Source organism: Ureibacillus sp. FSL W7-1570 (assembly GCF_038593265.1).
Lineage (GTDB): Bacteria > Bacillota > Bacilli > Bacillales_A > Planococcaceae > Ureibacillus > Ureibacillus suwonensis.
Window position 1 is genome coordinate 2,083,608 of record NZ_CP151979.1, and the last position, 16,446, is coordinate 2,100,053.

At 40.4% G+C, this 16,446-nt stretch carries 15 protein-coding genes; 3 read left to right on the forward strand and 12 right to left on the reverse strand.

The genetic code is table 11. The features are described from left to right. Positions 1–329: 329 nt before the first annotated feature. Together NST13_RS10430 and NST13_RS10435 are read right to left on the reverse strand one after the other, a co-directional pair. The gene (locus tag NST13_RS10430) at positions 330–968 is read right to left on the reverse strand and encodes an FMN-dependent NADH-azoreductase (protein ID WP_342471034.1); all 639 of its coding nucleotides are present in this window, start codon (positions 966–968) and stop codon (positions 330–332) included. A 116-nt stretch (positions 969–1,084) separates the two neighbouring features. Beyond that, entirely contained in the window at positions 1,085–1,789 is a 705-nt protein-coding gene (locus tag NST13_RS10435) for a DsbA family oxidoreductase (RefSeq protein ID WP_342580555.1), read from the reverse strand. Between the two features lie 126 nt (positions 1,790–1,915). On the opposite strand from NST13_RS10435, the gene NST13_RS10440 reads away from it, so the two are divergent. Further along, the gene (locus tag NST13_RS10440) at positions 1,916–3,292 is read left to right on the forward strand and encodes an FAD-dependent oxidoreductase (protein ID WP_208650887.1); all 1,377 of its coding nucleotides are present in this window, start codon (positions 1,916–1,918) and stop codon (positions 3,290–3,292) included. A 43-nt stretch (positions 3,293–3,335) separates the two neighbouring features. Here NST13_RS10440 and NST13_RS10445 read toward each other — a convergent pair whose 3' ends face one another. From NST13_RS10445 to NST13_RS10455, 3 genes are all read right to left on the reverse strand, one after another. Next, positions 3,336–4,262, reverse strand: a complete 927-nt coding sequence (locus NST13_RS10445; protein ID WP_342580556.1) for a manganese-dependent inorganic pyrophosphatase — start codon at positions 4,260–4,262, stop codon at positions 3,336–3,338. Between the two features lie 143 nt (positions 4,263–4,405). Continuing rightward, the gene (locus tag NST13_RS10450; protein WP_342580557.1) at positions 4,406–5,266 is read right to left on the reverse strand and encodes a MurR/RpiR family transcriptional regulator; all 861 of its coding nucleotides are present in this window, start codon (positions 5,264–5,266) and stop codon (positions 4,406–4,408) included. 187 nt (positions 5,267–5,453) lie between these two features. Next, the gene (locus NST13_RS10455) at positions 5,454–6,692 is read right to left on the reverse strand and encodes an MFS transporter (protein ID WP_342471028.1); all 1,239 of its coding nucleotides are present in this window, start codon (positions 6,690–6,692) and stop codon (positions 5,454–5,456) included. Positions 6,693–6,935: 243 nt separating this feature from the next. Here NST13_RS10455 and thrC point away from each other — a divergent pair, with 243 nt between their 5' ends. Both thrC and thrB read left to right on the forward strand, forming a co-directional pair. Further along, positions 6,936–7,988 carry a threonine synthase gene (gene thrC, locus NST13_RS10460; protein WP_342580558.1) on the forward strand — a complete coding sequence of 351 codons (1,053 nt, stop codon included), beginning with the start codon at positions 6,936–6,938 and terminating at the stop codon, positions 7,986–7,988. After that, complete coding sequence (gene thrB, locus NST13_RS10465) at positions 7,985–8,905, forward strand: homoserine kinase (protein ID WP_342580559.1); 921 nt, start codon at positions 7,985–7,987, stop codon at positions 8,903–8,905. Before thrC ends, thrB begins: the two co-directional genes overlap by 4 nt. 48 nt (positions 8,906–8,953) lie before the next feature. On the opposite strand, the gene zupT is transcribed toward thrB, so the two are convergent. The 7 genes from zupT to NST13_RS10500 all read right to left on the reverse strand — a co-directional run bounded on the left by zupT (position 8,954) and on the right by NST13_RS10500 (position 16,346). Further along, complete coding sequence (gene zupT / locus NST13_RS10470; RefSeq protein ID WP_342580560.1) at positions 8,954–9,769, reverse strand: zinc transporter ZupT; 816 nt, start codon at positions 9,767–9,769, stop codon at positions 8,954–8,956. Between the two features lie 126 nt (positions 9,770–9,895). Further along, complete coding sequence (locus NST13_RS10475; protein WP_342580561.1) at positions 9,896–10,507, reverse strand: phosphatase PAP2 family protein; 612 nt, start codon at positions 10,505–10,507, stop codon at positions 9,896–9,898. A gap of 137 nt (positions 10,508–10,644) precedes the next feature. Continuing rightward, the gene (locus NST13_RS10480) at positions 10,645–11,673 is read right to left on the reverse strand and encodes a siderophore ABC transporter substrate-binding protein (protein WP_342471023.1); all 1,029 of its coding nucleotides are present in this window, start codon (positions 11,671–11,673) and stop codon (positions 10,645–10,647) included. 52 nt (positions 11,674–11,725) lie between these two features. Next, positions 11,726–13,537, reverse strand: a complete 1,812-nt coding sequence (locus tag NST13_RS10485; protein ID WP_342580562.1) for an IS1182 family transposase — start codon at positions 13,535–13,537, stop codon at positions 11,726–11,728. Positions 13,538–13,682: 145 nt separating this feature from the next. After that, positions 13,683–14,450, reverse strand: a complete 768-nt coding sequence (locus NST13_RS10490; RefSeq protein WP_342471022.1) for an ABC transporter ATP-binding protein — start codon at positions 14,448–14,450, stop codon at positions 13,683–13,685. Further along, complete coding sequence (locus tag NST13_RS10495; protein ID WP_342471021.1) at positions 14,447–15,403, reverse strand: iron chelate uptake ABC transporter family permease subunit; 957 nt, start codon at positions 15,401–15,403, stop codon at positions 14,447–14,449. The genes NST13_RS10490 and NST13_RS10495 overlap by 4 nt, the downstream gene beginning before the upstream one ends. Continuing rightward, a complete protein-coding gene (locus NST13_RS10500; RefSeq protein ID WP_342471020.1) occupies positions 15,393–16,346 on the reverse strand; it encodes an ABC transporter permease in 954 nt (317 codons plus the stop codon). Before NST13_RS10500 ends, NST13_RS10495 begins: the two co-directional genes overlap by 11 nt. Between the last annotated feature and the right edge of the window lie 100 nt (positions 16,347–16,446).

The window sequence follows — 16,446 nt, forward strand, 5'->3', positions numbered from 1 at the left end:
TATTGCAAAAGTTTTGGAGTGATGATACATAATACTTGGAAGTATTGTTTCTGTAACAATATCCTATGTTGTAAAATCCCTTTTTTATACAATCGGTTACATTGAATTTTAAGCGCTGGAATTCAGGCGTTTTTGCCCGCCATCTCCATTATAAAAAAATACTCCCAATTAGAAAAATGAATGCATCCATCCATCTTTCCATCGGGAGATAAAACTTGCGGTTATTTCGGTTTCCAAATCATCACCGCATTATGCTTGATGAAACGATTATAAAGAATCTGCAAAATCAAAATTAAGATCGCTTGTTCAATAAATGCTTCCCTTTTCCATTAAACTGTCACGGCCGCCAATTTTTGCGCGGAACCTTTTACCCGTTTCAGCCCTTCTTCTATAATTTCATTTGCTCGATTTGGCTCTGCGTTATGGCCTTCGATGATCACTTCATCAAGAAGTTCCATACCCGCAATATTGCCTAATACATTTTTAATATAATTTACGCTCATTTCCATAGGTTGTGCTTCCGGTGAAGAGTAGTATCCCCCACGGGCATTTAGAATGACAAATTTCTTATCTGTCAATAATTGCACCAATTGTCCTTGTTCATTGTATTTAAACATGAATCCGGCTTGATAAATATAGTCGATGAATGTATGCAACGGAGCAGGAATTGTCAAGTTCCATAATGGGAACGCAAGAACGATGATTTCCGCTTCTGTTACCAAATCCATCGCTTTCTTCTTGGCTGCAAGCAAACGGGCTTCTGATTCCGTCAACGCTTTTCCTTCACTTTGCTTCGCCAATGCATCAAATAATTGTTGTCCAAAGTATGGCATATCCTCTTCGAAAACATTGTAAATTTTCAGATTGATATCTTCCACTTTTTTCGCTTCTTCGATATATGTTTCGAACATTTTTGTAGAAATCCCGTCTGGTCGGTTATTTGCCTTAATGACTAATACATTTTTCATGCTGTCTAACGGCTCCTTTCCCTATTTTCAAATATCTCGGTTTCAAGATACGTTAAATAGTATAAAGGAGCCCAAACATTATATCAAGAAAGCACTTCTCATACTTTTGGCTGAATTTATAGATCGCATTGCCCATCAGAGCAGAAGTTTCCTTCTTCTCCAACCATTTGCAATGATGGCTTCATCCCTTTTTCTTCCGCCACTTTCTTGACCGCCTGTTCGAAAATTTCCTGCGGCTGAGCCCCGGAAATGCCATATTTATTTTCTATTACGAAGAACGGAACTCCCCGGATGCCATAGACTTGCGCCTGTTGGATCTCTTTTTCGACTTCTTTCAAAAATTGATTGCCATCCAATACTTCTGCGGCTTCTTTCCCGTTCAGCCCGGCTTCTTCCGCCAACCGAATCAACACATCCCGTTTTCCGATCTCCTTGCCTTCAATGAAGTAGGCATGGAATACCCGTTCACTAAACTCCGAACCTTTTCCTTTTGTGTAAGCCCATTTGGCCAATTGATGGGCCTTTAACGTATTCGCTGTTTTTAATTGCTCGAAATTATATTGGAGCCCCACTTCCTTGGCCCGCTGTACGACGCTCTCTGTCATTTTCTTCACTTCATCCAACGGCATCCCGTATTTTTTTGATAAGTGCTCGTAGGTGGATTCATTCGAATTTTCATCTGTTGTCGGATCTAGTAAAAAACTTTTCAACTCCACTTCCACTTGACCGGCATACCCCAAATCTCGGATGGCTTTTTCAAGCTGTCTCTTCCCGATATAACAAAATGGACAAACGAAATCTGACCAAACTTCAATTTTCATGTGTTCTCCCCCTTTTCCGCTATTTTACTTTTCCCTTCTTAAAACAACAACAGATTTGCTTTCATTGAATAATGTGCCAGTTTTTTTAGCATACTCCTAAAAAACGGTGATTTAGGAGGATTTGTTATGCAAAATTCGCTCTGGTTGCAAAATGTGACCCCTACCTCTTTGAATTCTTTATCCTCTTCATTGAATTGCGATGTTTGCATTGTGGGAGGGGGATTGACAGGGATATATACGGCCTATCTCCTTGCAAAAAAAGGGGTCGATGTCGTTTTGTTGGAAGCAAACTCCTCAATCGCTTCCGGCACAACGGGGCATTCCACTGGAAAATTAACCCCTCAACATGGAGCAGTCTTTGATCCATTGTTGAATACTTTTAATGAAGAGGAAGTGCGGACCTATTATGAAGCGAATGTGAACGCGATCGAAAACGCTCTTCGGGAAGCGGCGGCAGAAACTTTCAGGCATGCCGATTCTTACTTGTATGCAACGACAGACCAAGGAGCAGAAACAATAAAAAAGGAATTGGCAGCTTATCATAAAGTTGGTATACAAGGCATCGAAACAACGGAGACGGAACTTCCCTTCGAAGTGAAGACCGCATTGAAGATGGAAAACACCTATCAAATTCATCCCGTCAACTTTGCCCAACATTTTGCCGAGTTGGCATTGAAAGCCGGGGCTAAATTATACGTGAATACAAGGGTTACGAAGCTGGCCGTTGATGAACATTGCCTGCTGACAGAGAATGATTTTGAAGTGAATTTCAAGTCGGTTGTTCTTGCAACCCACTATCCGATCGAAGCAATCAAGGGACTGCACATTGCAAAGTTAACTATTGACCGCTCCTATTTAATGGCAACAAAAACTTCGGCATTATTAAAAGGGCAATATTTGTCCACCGATTCATCTTCCCGGACGGTGCGCACAGCCTTCATTGACAATCAGCCTTACTTTATTTTCGGAGGCAGTTCCCACACAGCAGGGGCTGTGCAAAATACACAAGTATATTATGAAATGCTGGAGAAAGAGCTTGTTTCGGAATATGGTTTGCCTAAACCGGAATATTTGTGGAGCGCGCAAGATCCGAACACTGCCGACTATATTCCGTATGTCGGACGCATTTCGGACAGTGAGCCGAGAATCTATATTGCCACAGGATACCGAAAATGGGGACTTTCCAACTCCCTTGTTGCGGGAGAAATCATTTCCACAGAACTGACAAGTGGAAAACATCCAGCCCAGCACCTGTACAGCCCTTCAAGAAATTTATTTGGCAAAACGTTTATGCGGATGTTGAAGGCGATCGGCTTCACGGTATCAAATCTTGCGGAAGGTTATTTAATACGGGCGGAAGCTCCAAAATGCACCCATTTGGGATGCAAAACCCAATGGAATGAAGCGGATGAAACCTGGGATTGCCCTTGCCACGGATCCCGGTTTGATAAATACGGCAATGTCATCGAAGGGCCGGCAGTGTATCCTCTCATTTTAGAATAAAAAACGGTGCCAAGGATTTTTCCTTGGACACCGTTTTTATTTTTTAGCTCAATGCATCTGTCAATACTGGAACTACCTGCTTTTTGCGGGATACAACGCCTGGCAAATCGAATTGGTTGTCCACCAATTCTTTGCCGAACGCTTTTGCGGCATCTTCAGCCGCATTTCCTGCAACGATCGCTACGGAATCGTTGTTTAAAATATCAGTCACAAAGAAGAAGAATAAATTCAAACCTTTTTCTTCAACATTCTTGTTTAACAGGCTCACCAATTCTTCTTTTCGGCCCAATACATCGTTCACATCCACCGCATTCACTTGGGCAACTACGGATTTCACCGTGCCGAAAGTAAATTCTTTCGCATCTAAAGAAAGCAAGTCTTCTAAAGATTTATCAGAAAGGTCCGCACCGGCTTTCAACATGGCTAGACCATATTCTTCCGCATTGACGCCCGCGATTTCCGCCAACTCTTTCCCGGCTTGCACATCTTCATCTGTGCAAGTAGGGGATTTGAATAATAATGTATCCGAAATGATGGCTGAAAGCATCAGACCTGCAATGTTTGAAGGAATTTCAACATTTTTCTCTTTGAAAATTTTATTTAAAATCGTTGCTGTACATCCGACAGGTTCTGCACGGTAATATAATGGATCCGCTGTTTCGAAATTTGCAATGCGGTGATGATCGATAACTTCCGAAATTTTTACATTTTCGATTCCGTCAGCGGATTGTTGACGTTCATTGTGGTCCACAAGAATGACTTCTTTGGCTTCTTCCGCCACATTGGAAACCAATCTCGGCGCTTCGAATCCAAATTTTTCCAAAGCGTATTTTGTTTCGTTGTTTACTTCGCCAAGTCTTACCGCTTCAACTTCAGCTCCCAGCTGTTCTTTCAAATACGCATACACAATAGCAGATGTGATGGAATCTGTATCAGGATTTTTATGTCCAAAAACTAATACTTTGCTCATACAATTAGTTCCTCCCAATCTTGTATATCATCCCCGATTATTTTATCACAACTTCCTATAAATAGAAAAACGTAACTTGCAACTTGGCCATAAAATAACAGCATATTCGTAAAATTCAAAGTTTTACGAATATGCTGTTATTATCACTTCGTCGCGATTGTTTCCTCTTCCAATAGCCGGAGATCATGATCCAATTGTTCATTAAGATTGTAGTATTTTTTATAATGGTTTCTGTTAAGCAAAGTCATTCCTTCAATCAAAGCATGTACGATCGCGCTGGCGGCAGTGTCCGCTTCAAATGAAAATTGTTTTTGTGTTCCCACAACGAAGCTGATGTCTGCATAATCACGGACAAGAGAAATTGTTGAATTCGTAATAGCAATCACTTTAACTTTCTTATTTTTTGCAATTTTCAAAATTGTCAATACATCTTCCAATACAGAATCAAAAGCTATTACAAACAGCAGTGAATCCTTATCCATTCTTTTTATCTGTTTCACTATATCATTGACATCAAATTGGATTTGGGATGCCTTTTTTCCGAAATTTTCTAACATTGAAGTCAGATAACTTGCTGAAGGGGCGCATTGCCTGAATCCCAAAGTATAAATCTCTTCCGCTTCATGCAAGTAGTGCGTGGCTTTTTGGAAGTTCTCAGCATCCACATATTGGATTGTATTTAAAATGCTTGTAACATCCCTATTCATGATTTCACTGAATAAATATTCGTGTTTTTTCCCGATGGTTAGCGGTTCCTTTGTTACAACCTTCTTTGATTCGGATAAATCTTTCCGAATTCTTTCTTGCAATTCGCTATAGCCGGATAAATCCATCGCATAGCAAAAACGAATTACTGTCGACTCACTTACACCAATGAATTTTCCTACTTCAGAGGCGATATGGGTGGCAACGACATTCGGATTTTCGATCACAAGTTGCGCCACCTTCCGCTGCCCCCTTGAAAGCCGGATAAAGCGTTTCTTCACTTCATCACAAAAACTCATTTTCTTTTAAAATTCCTCCTTCATGAGATTCAAAATTATATCCAAGTTATAATAAAGTAGGTTAGCACGTATATTGATTGAATACAATGAGTTTTCAGAAAATATGATAGAGTAACATACCAATGTTCATGAATTTGTCAAATTTATAAGGAAGCTTTTTCCTCTTAAAAAGCTTCCTTTAGGAAAATTACTCCAATTCCACTTGTTTCGTTTCTTTTCCTAAAAATACCACTGCCGCTACTCCAATCACAATCGAAACACAGAATACAGCAAATATCGTTCCGAAGTCAAATTCCGCTGTACGCATCCAACCTACAAGGAGCGGTCCAAATATGCCGCCAATGCGTCCAACCGCCGCTGCCATACCGGCTCCTGTACCGCGAATCAACAATGGATACTGTTCCGGTGTATAAGCATATAATGCGCCCCACGCACCCAGGTTAAAGAACGATAATAGAATACCCGAAATTAATAGTACCGTCACAGATTCGGCTTGTCCAAACACATAAGCGCTTGCCGCTGTTCCCAATAAATAAGTGACGAGCACAAATTTTCGGCCGAGTTTTTCTACAAACCATGCCGCAGTGAAATAACCTGGAAGCTGTGCGATCGTCATGATTAATACATATTTAAAGCTGGAAATTAAGCTGAACCCTTTTCCAACCATGACACTTGGAAGCCATAAAAACATGCCATAGTAGGAAAACACGACGGTAAACCAAAGAACCCATAACATCAACGTGGATTTGGCATAATTTTTGGACCATACCCCGGCAATGTTTTGAATGAAGGTGCGCCTTTTCGCTTCCGGTTTCGCGGAAAACTGAGGAGAATCCGGTAAATGCAAGCGAAGGAACACCGCATATAAAGCGGGAATTGCCGTCAAAATCAATGCTACACGCCATCCTGCAACCGGCCAAATGTCGCTTGGAATGACAAAATAAGCAATGATTGCGGCCAATAGCCAGCCCACAGCCCAAAAGCTTTCCAACAATACTACAATCCGTCCGCGCTCTTTGGCAGGAACGCTTTCAGAAACCAGTGTGGAGGCTACGGGAAGCTCTCCTCCAAGCCCCATGCCGATGATGAAGCGCAATACTAAAAACATAGCCAATGTTGTTGTAAAGGCAGAAAGCCCACTGGCGATGGAGAAACATAATAAAGTCGTAATAAAAATTGCTTTTCTCCCGATTTTGTCTGCCAACAACCCAAAAAGAAAGGCACCCACCGCCATTCCGATGGAGTTGATGCTTCCGATCCATCCCATTTCATTGGATGAAAGGTTCCAATCAACCGTTAATGCAGCAATGATAAATGACAGAATGCCTACATCCATTGCATCAAATAACCAGCCGATTCCTGCTACCCCCAGCAATTTATTGCGGGAAATTCCAGGGCCGGTGTTTTGCTCCGAATGATTCTTCATCTGCTTTTCCACCTGTCTTTACAATTGAATTGATACTTTTACAATATACCCATTCGCTTTTTATCGCAAGCAAATTACCAAACTTTTTCAAGTTCATCGGCATGATGAAAAATGATAAAAAAATATTGTTAATAATCCTTTAAATTTTTGGTTTCCTATTGAAATATACTATTATTGTGCGTTAAAATGTCTTTTATATGAAAACAATTGTTCATCCAGCGAAAACAAAAGGAGACATTTATTATGTGGAAAGGTCTATTGGAAGAATATAAAGAATTTTTACCTGTGACAGATAAAACACCTGCATTAACTTTGAACGAAGGAAATACTCCTTTGATTTATTTGGGAAATTTATCAAAAAAACTGGGTATTGAATTATACGGCAAATATGAAGGATTAAATCCAACCGGCTCCTTTAAGGACCGCGGCATGGTGGTTGCAGTGGCAAAAGCGGTGGAAGAAGGTGCAAAATGCGTCATTTGCGCATCGACTGGAAATACTTCTGCAGCGGCCAGCGCTTATGCTGCCCGGGCAGGCATTCAATCCATCGTTGTCATCCCTAAAGGAAAAGTGGCTCTTGGGAAACTTGCCCAAGCTTGCATGTATGGTGCAAAAATCATCGAAATTGACGGTAATTTTGATGATGCATTGTCCATCGTCCGCAAAATCAGTGAAGAAGGAAAAGTGACGCTCGTAAACTCTGTGAATCCGTACCGCATTGAAGGACAAAAAACGGCGGCCTTTGAAATCGTTGATGCGTTAGGCAAAGCTCCTGACTATCTATGCATCCCTGTCGGTAACGCCGGAAACATCACTGCCTATTGGAAAGGTTTTAAAGAATATCATGCAGCCAAAAATACCGGTCTTCCAAAAATGTACGGCTTCGAAGCGGAAGGGGCGGCAGCCATCGTAAAAGGCGAACCGATTGCCAATCCGGAAACGATTGCGACTGCCATCCGCATCGGTAATCCGGCAAGCTGGAAATTTGCAGAAGCTGCCCGCGATGAATCAGGCGGTATCATCGATTCGGTAACGGATGATGAAATCCTTGCAGCCTACAAAGAAATCGCAAGAAGCGAAGGTGTCTTTGTAGAACCGGGTTCCGCCGCTTCCCTTGCCGGCGTCATCAAATCCGTGAATAACGGTAAAATCGCAAAAGGCAGCACAGTGGTCACTGTATTTACAGGAAACGGACTAAAAGATCCTGATACAGCGATGAACGCGTCAACGGTGGAAGTCGTTTCTTTGAAAAACGATATGGAAGAAATTCGAAACTATATTGAGGGTTTAGTATGAGTAAAAAATGGAAAATCACAGTTCCTGGCAGCACTGCGAATTTAGGACCTGGATTTGACTCAATCGGTCTCAGTCTATCTTTGTATTTGGAATTAACGGTTTCCCCACAGGACGAATGGGAAATTATCCATTTATCAGAAGGCTTGCCGAAAAAATTTGAATTAAAGGATCACTTGATCTATAAAATCGCCAATGAAACAGCCAAAAGATTCAATAAAGAGATGCCAGGCTGCCGAATTGAAATGACAAGCGAATTGCCTTTTGCCAGAGGAATCGGCAGCAGTGCGGCAGCGATTGTTGCAGGCATTGAGATCGCCAATCTCCTTTGTGACCTTCATTTGACTGTTCAGGATAAATTAAATTTATCTTCACAGATTGAAGGCCACCCGGATAATGCGTCGGCATCTGTTTTAGGGGGATTGACCATCTCCACAATGGATGAGGATGGGAATGTGGATACAATTCACATCCATGATCTTGATGCATCCTTTGTGCTATTTATCCCTGATGTGAAATTAAAAACTTCCGAGGCAAGGGACGTATTGCCGAAAACATTCCAGCGGCAATATGCCGTTCAGGCGAGCGCCGGGGCGAATATGCTTGCAGCTGCATTGGTTTTGAAAGATTATGAACGTGTCGGAAAATATATGGAATCGGATTTATTCCATGAACCATTCCGGGCAGATTTAATTCCTCACTATCATGAAATCCGCAAAGAAGCGAAAAAAGCCGGGGCCTTTGGCACTGCATTGAGCGGCGCCGGGCCAACCATGATTTCGATTATACCGCGCTCCATTGGCGAACAGTTCGTTGCAAAAATGGAGGAACTGTTCCCGACGCATAAAATCGTACTTACAAAACCGGACCAACGCGGCGTTCATGTAGAAGAAATCTCAAGCGTATCCAATGCAAAATAATAAAGGAGTTGTTCGGGGGCCAAAGCTTTCGAACAACTCCTTTCCCTTTTAAGCTAATAAAATCAAACTTACGGCCATGACAGCCATCCCCGCAATCAGCCCATAGATGGACGAATGGGTCTCATCGTATTTCTTCGCGGCAGGAAGCAGTTCATCAAGGGAAATAAACACCATAATCCCCGCAACCGCTGAAAAAATAACCCCAAACATCACATCATTCAAAAATGGCAGCAAAATTAAATAGGCGACCAATGCCCCGACAGGTTCCGCCAATCCGGAAAAGAAGGACAATTTAAAAGCTTTTTTTCTCTTCCCTGTTGCATAAAATATCGGGATTGCCACGGCGATTCCTTCAGGGATGTTGTGAATGGCAATGGCAATGGCGATGGCAATGCCGACGCTCGGATCATGAATCGCTGACATAAAAGTCGCAATTCCTTCAGGGAAATTATGAATGCCAATCGCAAGTGCCGTAAAAATACCAACCTTCATTAACTTTGCTTCTTCGGACTCTTTATGCGTCTGTTCCGCCCGATGTACATCCTCCACCGTTTTGACTTCGTGGGGATTTGTTTTGGTCGGAATGAAATTATCAATCAGCGCGATGAACAGCATTCCTCCAAAAAAGCCGATCACCGTCATCCAGTAACCTTTTGTATCTCCCAATGCAACCGTTAAGGCATCTTTTGCTTTAAAGAAAATTTCAATCAATGAAACATAGATCATAACTCCTGCTGAAAATCCTAATGCGGCTGATAAAAACTTTTTATTTGTCCGCTCAGTAAAAAATGCAATGAGCGCACCGAGGCCTGTCGCCAATCCCGCCAATAACGTCAAGCCAAACGCTAAAACGATGTCGTTCATATGAACATCCTTTCATCCTGTATCCTTTGTTTATTATACACATGATTTTTTCCTTAGTGCAACTTTTTTTGATGAAACTATATTTTGTGCACCTGGAAAACTTGTGATAAAAAAAGAAACGCTTGATCAGCGTTTCATACCCGTATGCCCCTTTTCCTTATGTTTATACCAATATATGCAAATGCATAGCCAAGTAATACCTAAACACCATCCGGCAATCACATCCGTTGCAAAATGCCGGCTTTCCGCCACTCTTGATAACCCAACGAAAAAGGCAATAAAAATTGCACCAATCCAGTACCACCATTTCTTTTTTTCATCATGTGTGCGCTCTGACAATAAATAAGCGATTGTCAACAAATAAAGGATTCCCAACATCGCATGACCCGATGGAAAGCTGAAGGTTTTCAGCTGATTTTCGATCTCAGGTCTTGGGCGCTCCACCCATCGTTTCACCAACTGATTAAGCAAAAAGCCCATTGGAATAGTCAATATCACCAAAAGCATCCCCCGGTAATGGTGAAGTTTCAACCATAGCCACAACAACAAAACCAATGTAATGAAAATAATAAATTTCATTTCCCCTAGATAATGGAAAATACCGATAAACCGATTCCCGCCAACCAATAATTGCATATTTTCATCAAAGGACTCAAACAGAGGAGAATTGTATGTGTATCGTAAAATCAAAAACAAAACAAAAGTGATAATGCCTGCAAGAATGATTCGGTTATTCAACGCTTCCCTCTCCTAAAAAGATGATTTTTTTCATTTTTTAAATTGCCTTTTTCATGTATCAATGATACATGGCTGGCATATCCATTATATTTTTAATATAAAAAAAGCCGTCCGGAAATGGACAGCTTCATTTTTGATTATTTTAATTCATCTAAGATTTCTTCGATTTTCATCATTTCAGATTGTAAACCGCCGCCAGCCAAGTACCATAGCGGACCGTCCAAGTAAACGATTTTGCCGTTTTTGTAAGCTTTGGTTTTTTTGATGATGTCGTTTTCCATGTCCGCTTCGATGTTGGATTGTCCACCTACAGCTGCTGTACGGTCAATTACGAACAATACTTCCGGATCGAATTTTAAGATCGATTCGAACCCGAAATCGGATCCGTGGGAAGAAGCTTCGATGTCGTCTGATACAGGAGTGAATCCATAAATGTCATAAACATATCCGTAACGTGAATTTGTGCCGAATCCGGATAATTTTCCTTCGTTGTACATTGTGACTAATGAAGTTTTGTATTGGCCAGCCAATTCTTTTAGTTCATTCAGTTTTTCATCGAATTTTGCCAACTGTTCTTCCGCTTCTTTTTCTTTGCCGAAAAGTTTTGCCGCGATATCAACAGATTTCTCAAATGTGCCCCAGTAATCATCTTGGGAAGTACCAACGAATACTACGTTTGGAGTGATTTCTTTCAATTGGTCATAGAATGTGGCTTGGCGGCCTGAAATGAAGATTGCATCCGGCTCCAATGCCGCAATTTCTTCAAGGTTTGGAGTTTTTAAGTTTCCAACGCTTGCATATTCATCGCTACCAAATTTAGAAAGGTGTTCTGGTAATGTACCATCTTTTGCAACACCAACGATCCCTTCAACGCCTAAAGCATCAAGCGTATCTAAGAAACCGTAATCGAATACAACGATTCTTTCAGGCATTTTTTCGAAAGTTACATCATCAAATACTGTAGTTTGACCAGACTCTTCGTTTTTGCTTTCAGAAATTGTAGAGGAGATAGTGATTGGGAATGAAGCATTTTCTCCCTGTGCTGCTTCTTGTTTCGTGTCATCAGTATTTGTATTTTTGTCTTGTTCAGCTTTTTCGTCACCGCATGCAGCCAAAACAATGACGAACATAGCTAGAATAACTGCGAAAAGCTTCCATTGTTTCATTTGATCGTTCTCTCCTATCTTTTTGTTTATTTGTCGATAATGATAATCATTATCAATACCTGAATCTAATTATAATTATCAAATTTAGGCTAGTCAATATATTTTTTCTTCTTTTCAATAAAATGATGGGCTTGTCTAAAAAGTCCATAAAAACAGAGCGAATGGAGAAAACAATGAGTTTTTCCATTCGCTCTGTTTCCTTATTTTTGAAATTGGTTTGGGAATTTGCGGCCCATTTCAGTATGTTGTGGGCCATTGCCACAATCCCGAATTCTGTTCGGACTTTATGAAGCCCCCGTAACAGAAATCGAGTGAAACGCAAATTGCCCTTGATGTTCCCGAACACACTTTCGACATCCACTTTACGCTTCGCATAAAGAGCTGCTTTGGCTTTCGCTTTCATTTCTTCATAAATCGTGTTCCAATATACTCGACGATTTCCTTTGGCTTTCGTACACCCATTCTTCAACGGGCAATCCGTACAATCTTCACACTCGTACACTTTCAAATCTTGTATGTATCCAGATGCATTTTTTCTTTTTTGATAATACTTGAATACGACTTTCCGATTGTTCGGACAGATAAAGCAATCGTCTTCTTCGATGTATTTCCAGTTTTGTACTTTTGATAAATCCTTTTTAAACTTTTTACTTTGTTCCTTCAAATAGGTTTGGTATGGGGCTAATAATTCAAAACGAGGTTCTTTTTCTTCGCCAATCGCATATAAATAGTTTTCTTCACTCGCATATCCTGCATCGGCAATGACATACTTGAGTTTCTTTTCCTTCGGTATCGATTCCAATAACTTTTCCATAAATGGTTGGAAACAGCGAGTATCTCCTGGATTTTGATAAATTTCAAATCCCACGATAAATTGATGTTGTGTGGCGAGTTGAACATTATAACCCGCCTTGAGTTGGCCGTTTTTCATATGGTCCTCTTTCATTCGCATAAAAGTGGCCTCATGGTCGGTTTTCGAGTAGCTATTTCGTTCACCTAGAATCTGTTTTTGTACTTTGTATTTTCGTAATCGTGGAAGATAATCCGTTTGAATCGTTTTCAGTTGTTTGGTGAGTTGGGATTTTTTAGAGCGAAGTTCTTTTTTTCTTTCTTTGTCTTCTTCCTGTTTATAATCTTTTTCCAAAGCTTCTATTCTCTCAGAAAGTTGTGCCGATGATTTTTCTAATTCTTCTTCTAATTGTTCTTCTTTTAATTCCTCCAAGGCGATTTGGTGCGCTTCTTGTAGAAACGATTGAATTTTGGCTCGTAGTTTCTGATCATATTTTTCTACGGATTTTCGCCATACAAACGTATATTTGTTGGCATTCGCTTCTATTTTCGTACCATCCACAAAAATATGGTCGAGGTCGATAAATCCTTGTTCTACTAGTTGAAGGACAAATTGTTCAAATACAGAATCCATCATGTTTGACATACGAACACTACGAAAATCATTTATTGTGCGATGGTCAGGGGTTTGCAATCCCGCCAACCACATCATCGGAAGATTTTCTTTCACCATTTGCGCCATTTTCCGACTTGAATAAACGTTTTGAGTGTACGCATATAAAATCACTTTCAATAACATTTTAGGGTGATAGGGTGCACGACCCCCACCAACATAATGAGTATACAACACTTCATCCGGAATCGATTCCACCATTTCATCCACTAAACGGGCGACATGATTTTCAGGAATATACATTTCGATATCTAAAATGCTCATGACTTGACGATTGCAATAAGGTTGGAAAACTAGTTTTTTGCGTTTCTTGTTCTTTTGAACCTCTATTTTTTGAATACCCTCTAGAGTCATTTCTAATTGCGTGTTATAATTTTCTTGAATAGTCATTTGATTATTCATAAAAAATCGTCCTTTCTTTAGAATGTTTTTTGGTCAATTTCATTCTATAAAAAAGGACGATTTTTTTGTACCCTAAAAACAGAAAAAAGGGCTGAGCCGAAGGTCGATTCAATCGACTTTTCGGACAGCCCCATCATTTTGACGATCACGTATTAGAATTGAAGTATACACAAATACGGCAACCATTTTGTTCTTGGACGGGAATATGCATATCGTAAATTTCACGTAACGCTTCCGAGTTGATGATCTCTTCTGTAGGCCCGTTTTTCACAACTCTTCCGTCTTTTAAGGCAACAATGTAATCCGAGTATACGGAAGCAAAGTTGATATCATGCAATACGATGACAACGGTTTTTCCCAAATCATCAACCAACTGGCGCAATATTTTCATAATCTGCACCGAATGTTTCATATCCAGATTGTTCAATGGTTCATCCAACAAAATATAATCCGTATCTTGCGCAATCACCATCGCTATAAATGCCCGCTGTTTTTGCCCTCCAGATAACTGGTCCAAAAATTTGTGTTCTATTTCCTGCAAATTCATGTACTCAATGGCTTGATTTACATGCTGCTCATCTTCAGGCGTCAAACGGCCCTTTGAATAAGGATAGCGTCCAAAAGATACTAATTCTCTTACCGTCAAACGGACATTAATAAAATTCGATTGTTTTAAAATCGATACACGTTTTGCGAATTCATTGGATTTCCATTTCTTCACATTTTGTTGATCCAATAATACTTCACCTGTATCCGCATCAATCAGCCTGCTCACCATGGACAACAACGTGGACTTCCCGGCACCATTCGGCCCGATGAAGGAAGTGATCGCATGAGGCTTGATAGACAATGAGACATCACTAACGACCGGTTTATTATTGTATTTTTTCGTCAACCCTTTAATTTCAATCATCCAGCAGCCCTACTCTCCTTTAGTAATAAATAAATGAAGTAGACTCCACCAATAAAGTTGATAATGACACTCAAAGTGGTGTTGAATTCAAAAACATGTTCCACTAAAAACTGTCCGCCAACCAATGCAATCACACTGATTAAACCGGCGCCTAAAATCAAAACGGAATGTTTATATGTTGTGAATAAATGATAAGAAAGATTTGCAACAATCAACCCAAAGAAGGTGATCGGTCCAACCAGCGCCGTCGATGTTGAAATAAGCACCGCAGATAAAACCAGCACATTCATTACCAAACGATCGTAGTTCACGCCCAAATTAATGGCATTTTCCCGGCCCAATATCGCCACATCCAATTGATGCAACAATTTGTAACCAACAATAAAAGCGATGAATAAAATGGCACATGAAATGTATAGAAGTTCCACTTTGATTCTCGTAAAGCTTGCAAACAACAGGTTCTGCAAACTTAAATATTCCACCGGATCGATCAACACTTGCAGGAAAGATACGAGACTTCCCAAGAAAGTGCCAATTATCATCCCGATCAATAAAAGCAAAAAGATTGGATACTTATCCGCTCTAAATAGTGTGCGGTATAGTAAAATGGCAAAAACCACCATTGCAATTAATGCCGTAAAGTAATTCAAATATTGATTCGCTACCCAAATCGACGCTGATCCCGCAAAGAAGAAAATGAGCGTTTGGACAACTTGATACATCGAATCAATCCCCATAATCGATGGGGTCAAAATCCGGTTATGGGTGATTGTCTGGAATACGACAGTTGAATAAGAAATCGCAAAACCGGTTACAACCATCGCGCCAACACGCATCATACGCCGAGGGAAAGCATAACTGAAACCGCCTTTGATATCATAAAATCCGTAAAGCAAGATACAAATGATTGCTATAACCGCTAAAATGATGAGTTTCAATATATTATTTCGCATATGCTCTCCCCCTAAACAACATGATTAAGAAGAGCAAACTGCCTATTACTGCGACTGTCACATTGACCGGAATTTCGAAAGGATAAACCACTACCCGGCCAATAATGTCGCAAATTAACAGGAACACAATTCCTAACATAATTGTATGAGGAATCGTTTTCCGCAAGTTGTCCCCCATATAAAGGGACACAATATTCGGAACAATCAGCCCCAAGTAAGGGATTACACCGACCGTCAATACGACTGTCGTTGAAATGACTGCAACAAGAATTAAACCAAGATTCAATACGGCTTTGTAACTGAGCCCCAAGTTTTTGGCAAAATCCTCGCCCATTCCGGCAACCGTAAATTTATTTGCATATAAATAAGCCAATAGGATGGCAGGAACACTTACATACAGCAGTTCATACCGCCCGGAGATGACCAATGTAAAACTGCCCATCAACCAAGTGTTGATATTTTGAATCAAGTCTCCCTCATATGCAAAGAAAGTTGTAATGGAAGATAAAATATTTCCATACATGATACCGATCAGCGGAACAAAAACGGCATCTTTAAACTTGATGCGATCTAAAATTTGCATAAATAAAATGGTACCGCCGAACGCAAAGATGAAGCTAAAAAGAATTTTTTCCATATATGCTGCTTGTGAAAACAACAAGATGGAAATGAGAATTCCCAATTTTGCTGCATCCAATGTGCCTGCTGTAGTTGGTGAAACGAACTTATTGCGACTTAAACTTTGCATGATTAAACCAGCAATACTCATTCCTGCGCCTGCCAAAATAATCGCCATCAGCCTTGGCACCCTACTGATCAGGAATATTTGCGTTTGCTGGGATTCCCAGTCCAATAAATCAGTCGGTTTTATATCAATCGCGCCAATAAACAGCGAAACGAGCGACAGGATGATTGCTGTAAGTATCAACATCCATAGCCTCATTTTTTATCCCCAAATTTCCCTATATTTTCAAATGAGAATGAAAATGATTCTCATCTTTGAGTACATTATCATTATAATGATAAAACAATAAAAAATCAAT

Coding starts and splice junctions, on each gene's coding strand:
- NST13_RS10430 (WP_342471034.1), bottom strand. CDS start 968: ATGAAAAATGTATTAGTCATTAAGGCAAATAACCGACCAGACGGGATT.
- NST13_RS10435 (WP_342580555.1), bottom strand. CDS start 1,789: ATGAAAATTGAAGTTTGGTCAGATTTCGTTTGTCCATTTTGTTATATC.
- NST13_RS10440 (WP_208650887.1), top strand. CDS start 1,916: ATGCAAAATTCGCTCTGGTTGCAAAATGTGACCCCTACCTCTTTGAAT.
- NST13_RS10445 (WP_342580556.1), bottom strand. CDS start 4,262: ATGAGCAAAGTATTAGTTTTTGGACATAAAAATCCTGATACAGATTCC.
- NST13_RS10450 (WP_342580557.1), bottom strand. CDS start 5,266: ATGAGTTTTTGTGATGAAGTGAAGAAACGCTTTATCCGGCTTTCAAGG.
- NST13_RS10455 (WP_342471028.1), bottom strand. CDS start 6,692: ATGAAGAATCATTCGGAGCAAAACACCGGCCCTGGAATTTCCCGCAAT.
- thrC (WP_342580558.1), top strand. CDS start 6,936: ATGTGGAAAGGTCTATTGGAAGAATATAAAGAATTTTTACCTGTGACA.
- thrB (WP_342580559.1), top strand. CDS start 7,985: ATGAGTAAAAAATGGAAAATCACAGTTCCTGGCAGCACTGCGAATTTA.
- zupT (WP_342580560.1), bottom strand. CDS start 9,769: ATGAACGACATCGTTTTAGCGTTTGGCTTGACGTTATTGGCGGGATTG.
- NST13_RS10480 (WP_342471023.1), bottom strand. CDS start 11,673: ATGAAACAATGGAAGCTTTTCGCAGTTATTCTAGCTATGTTCGTCATT.
- NST13_RS10485 (WP_342580562.1), bottom strand. CDS start 13,537: ATGAATAATCAAATGACTATTCAAGAAAATTATAACACGCAATTAGAA.
- NST13_RS10490 (WP_342471022.1), bottom strand. CDS start 14,450: ATGATTGAAATTAAAGGGTTGACGAAAAAATACAATAATAAACCGGTC.
- NST13_RS10495 (WP_342471021.1), bottom strand. CDS start 15,403: ATGCGAAATAATATATTGAAACTCATCATTTTAGCGGTTATAGCAATC.
- NST13_RS10500 (WP_342471020.1), bottom strand. CDS start 16,346: ATGAGGCTATGGATGTTGATACTTACAGCAATCATCCTGTCGCTCGTT.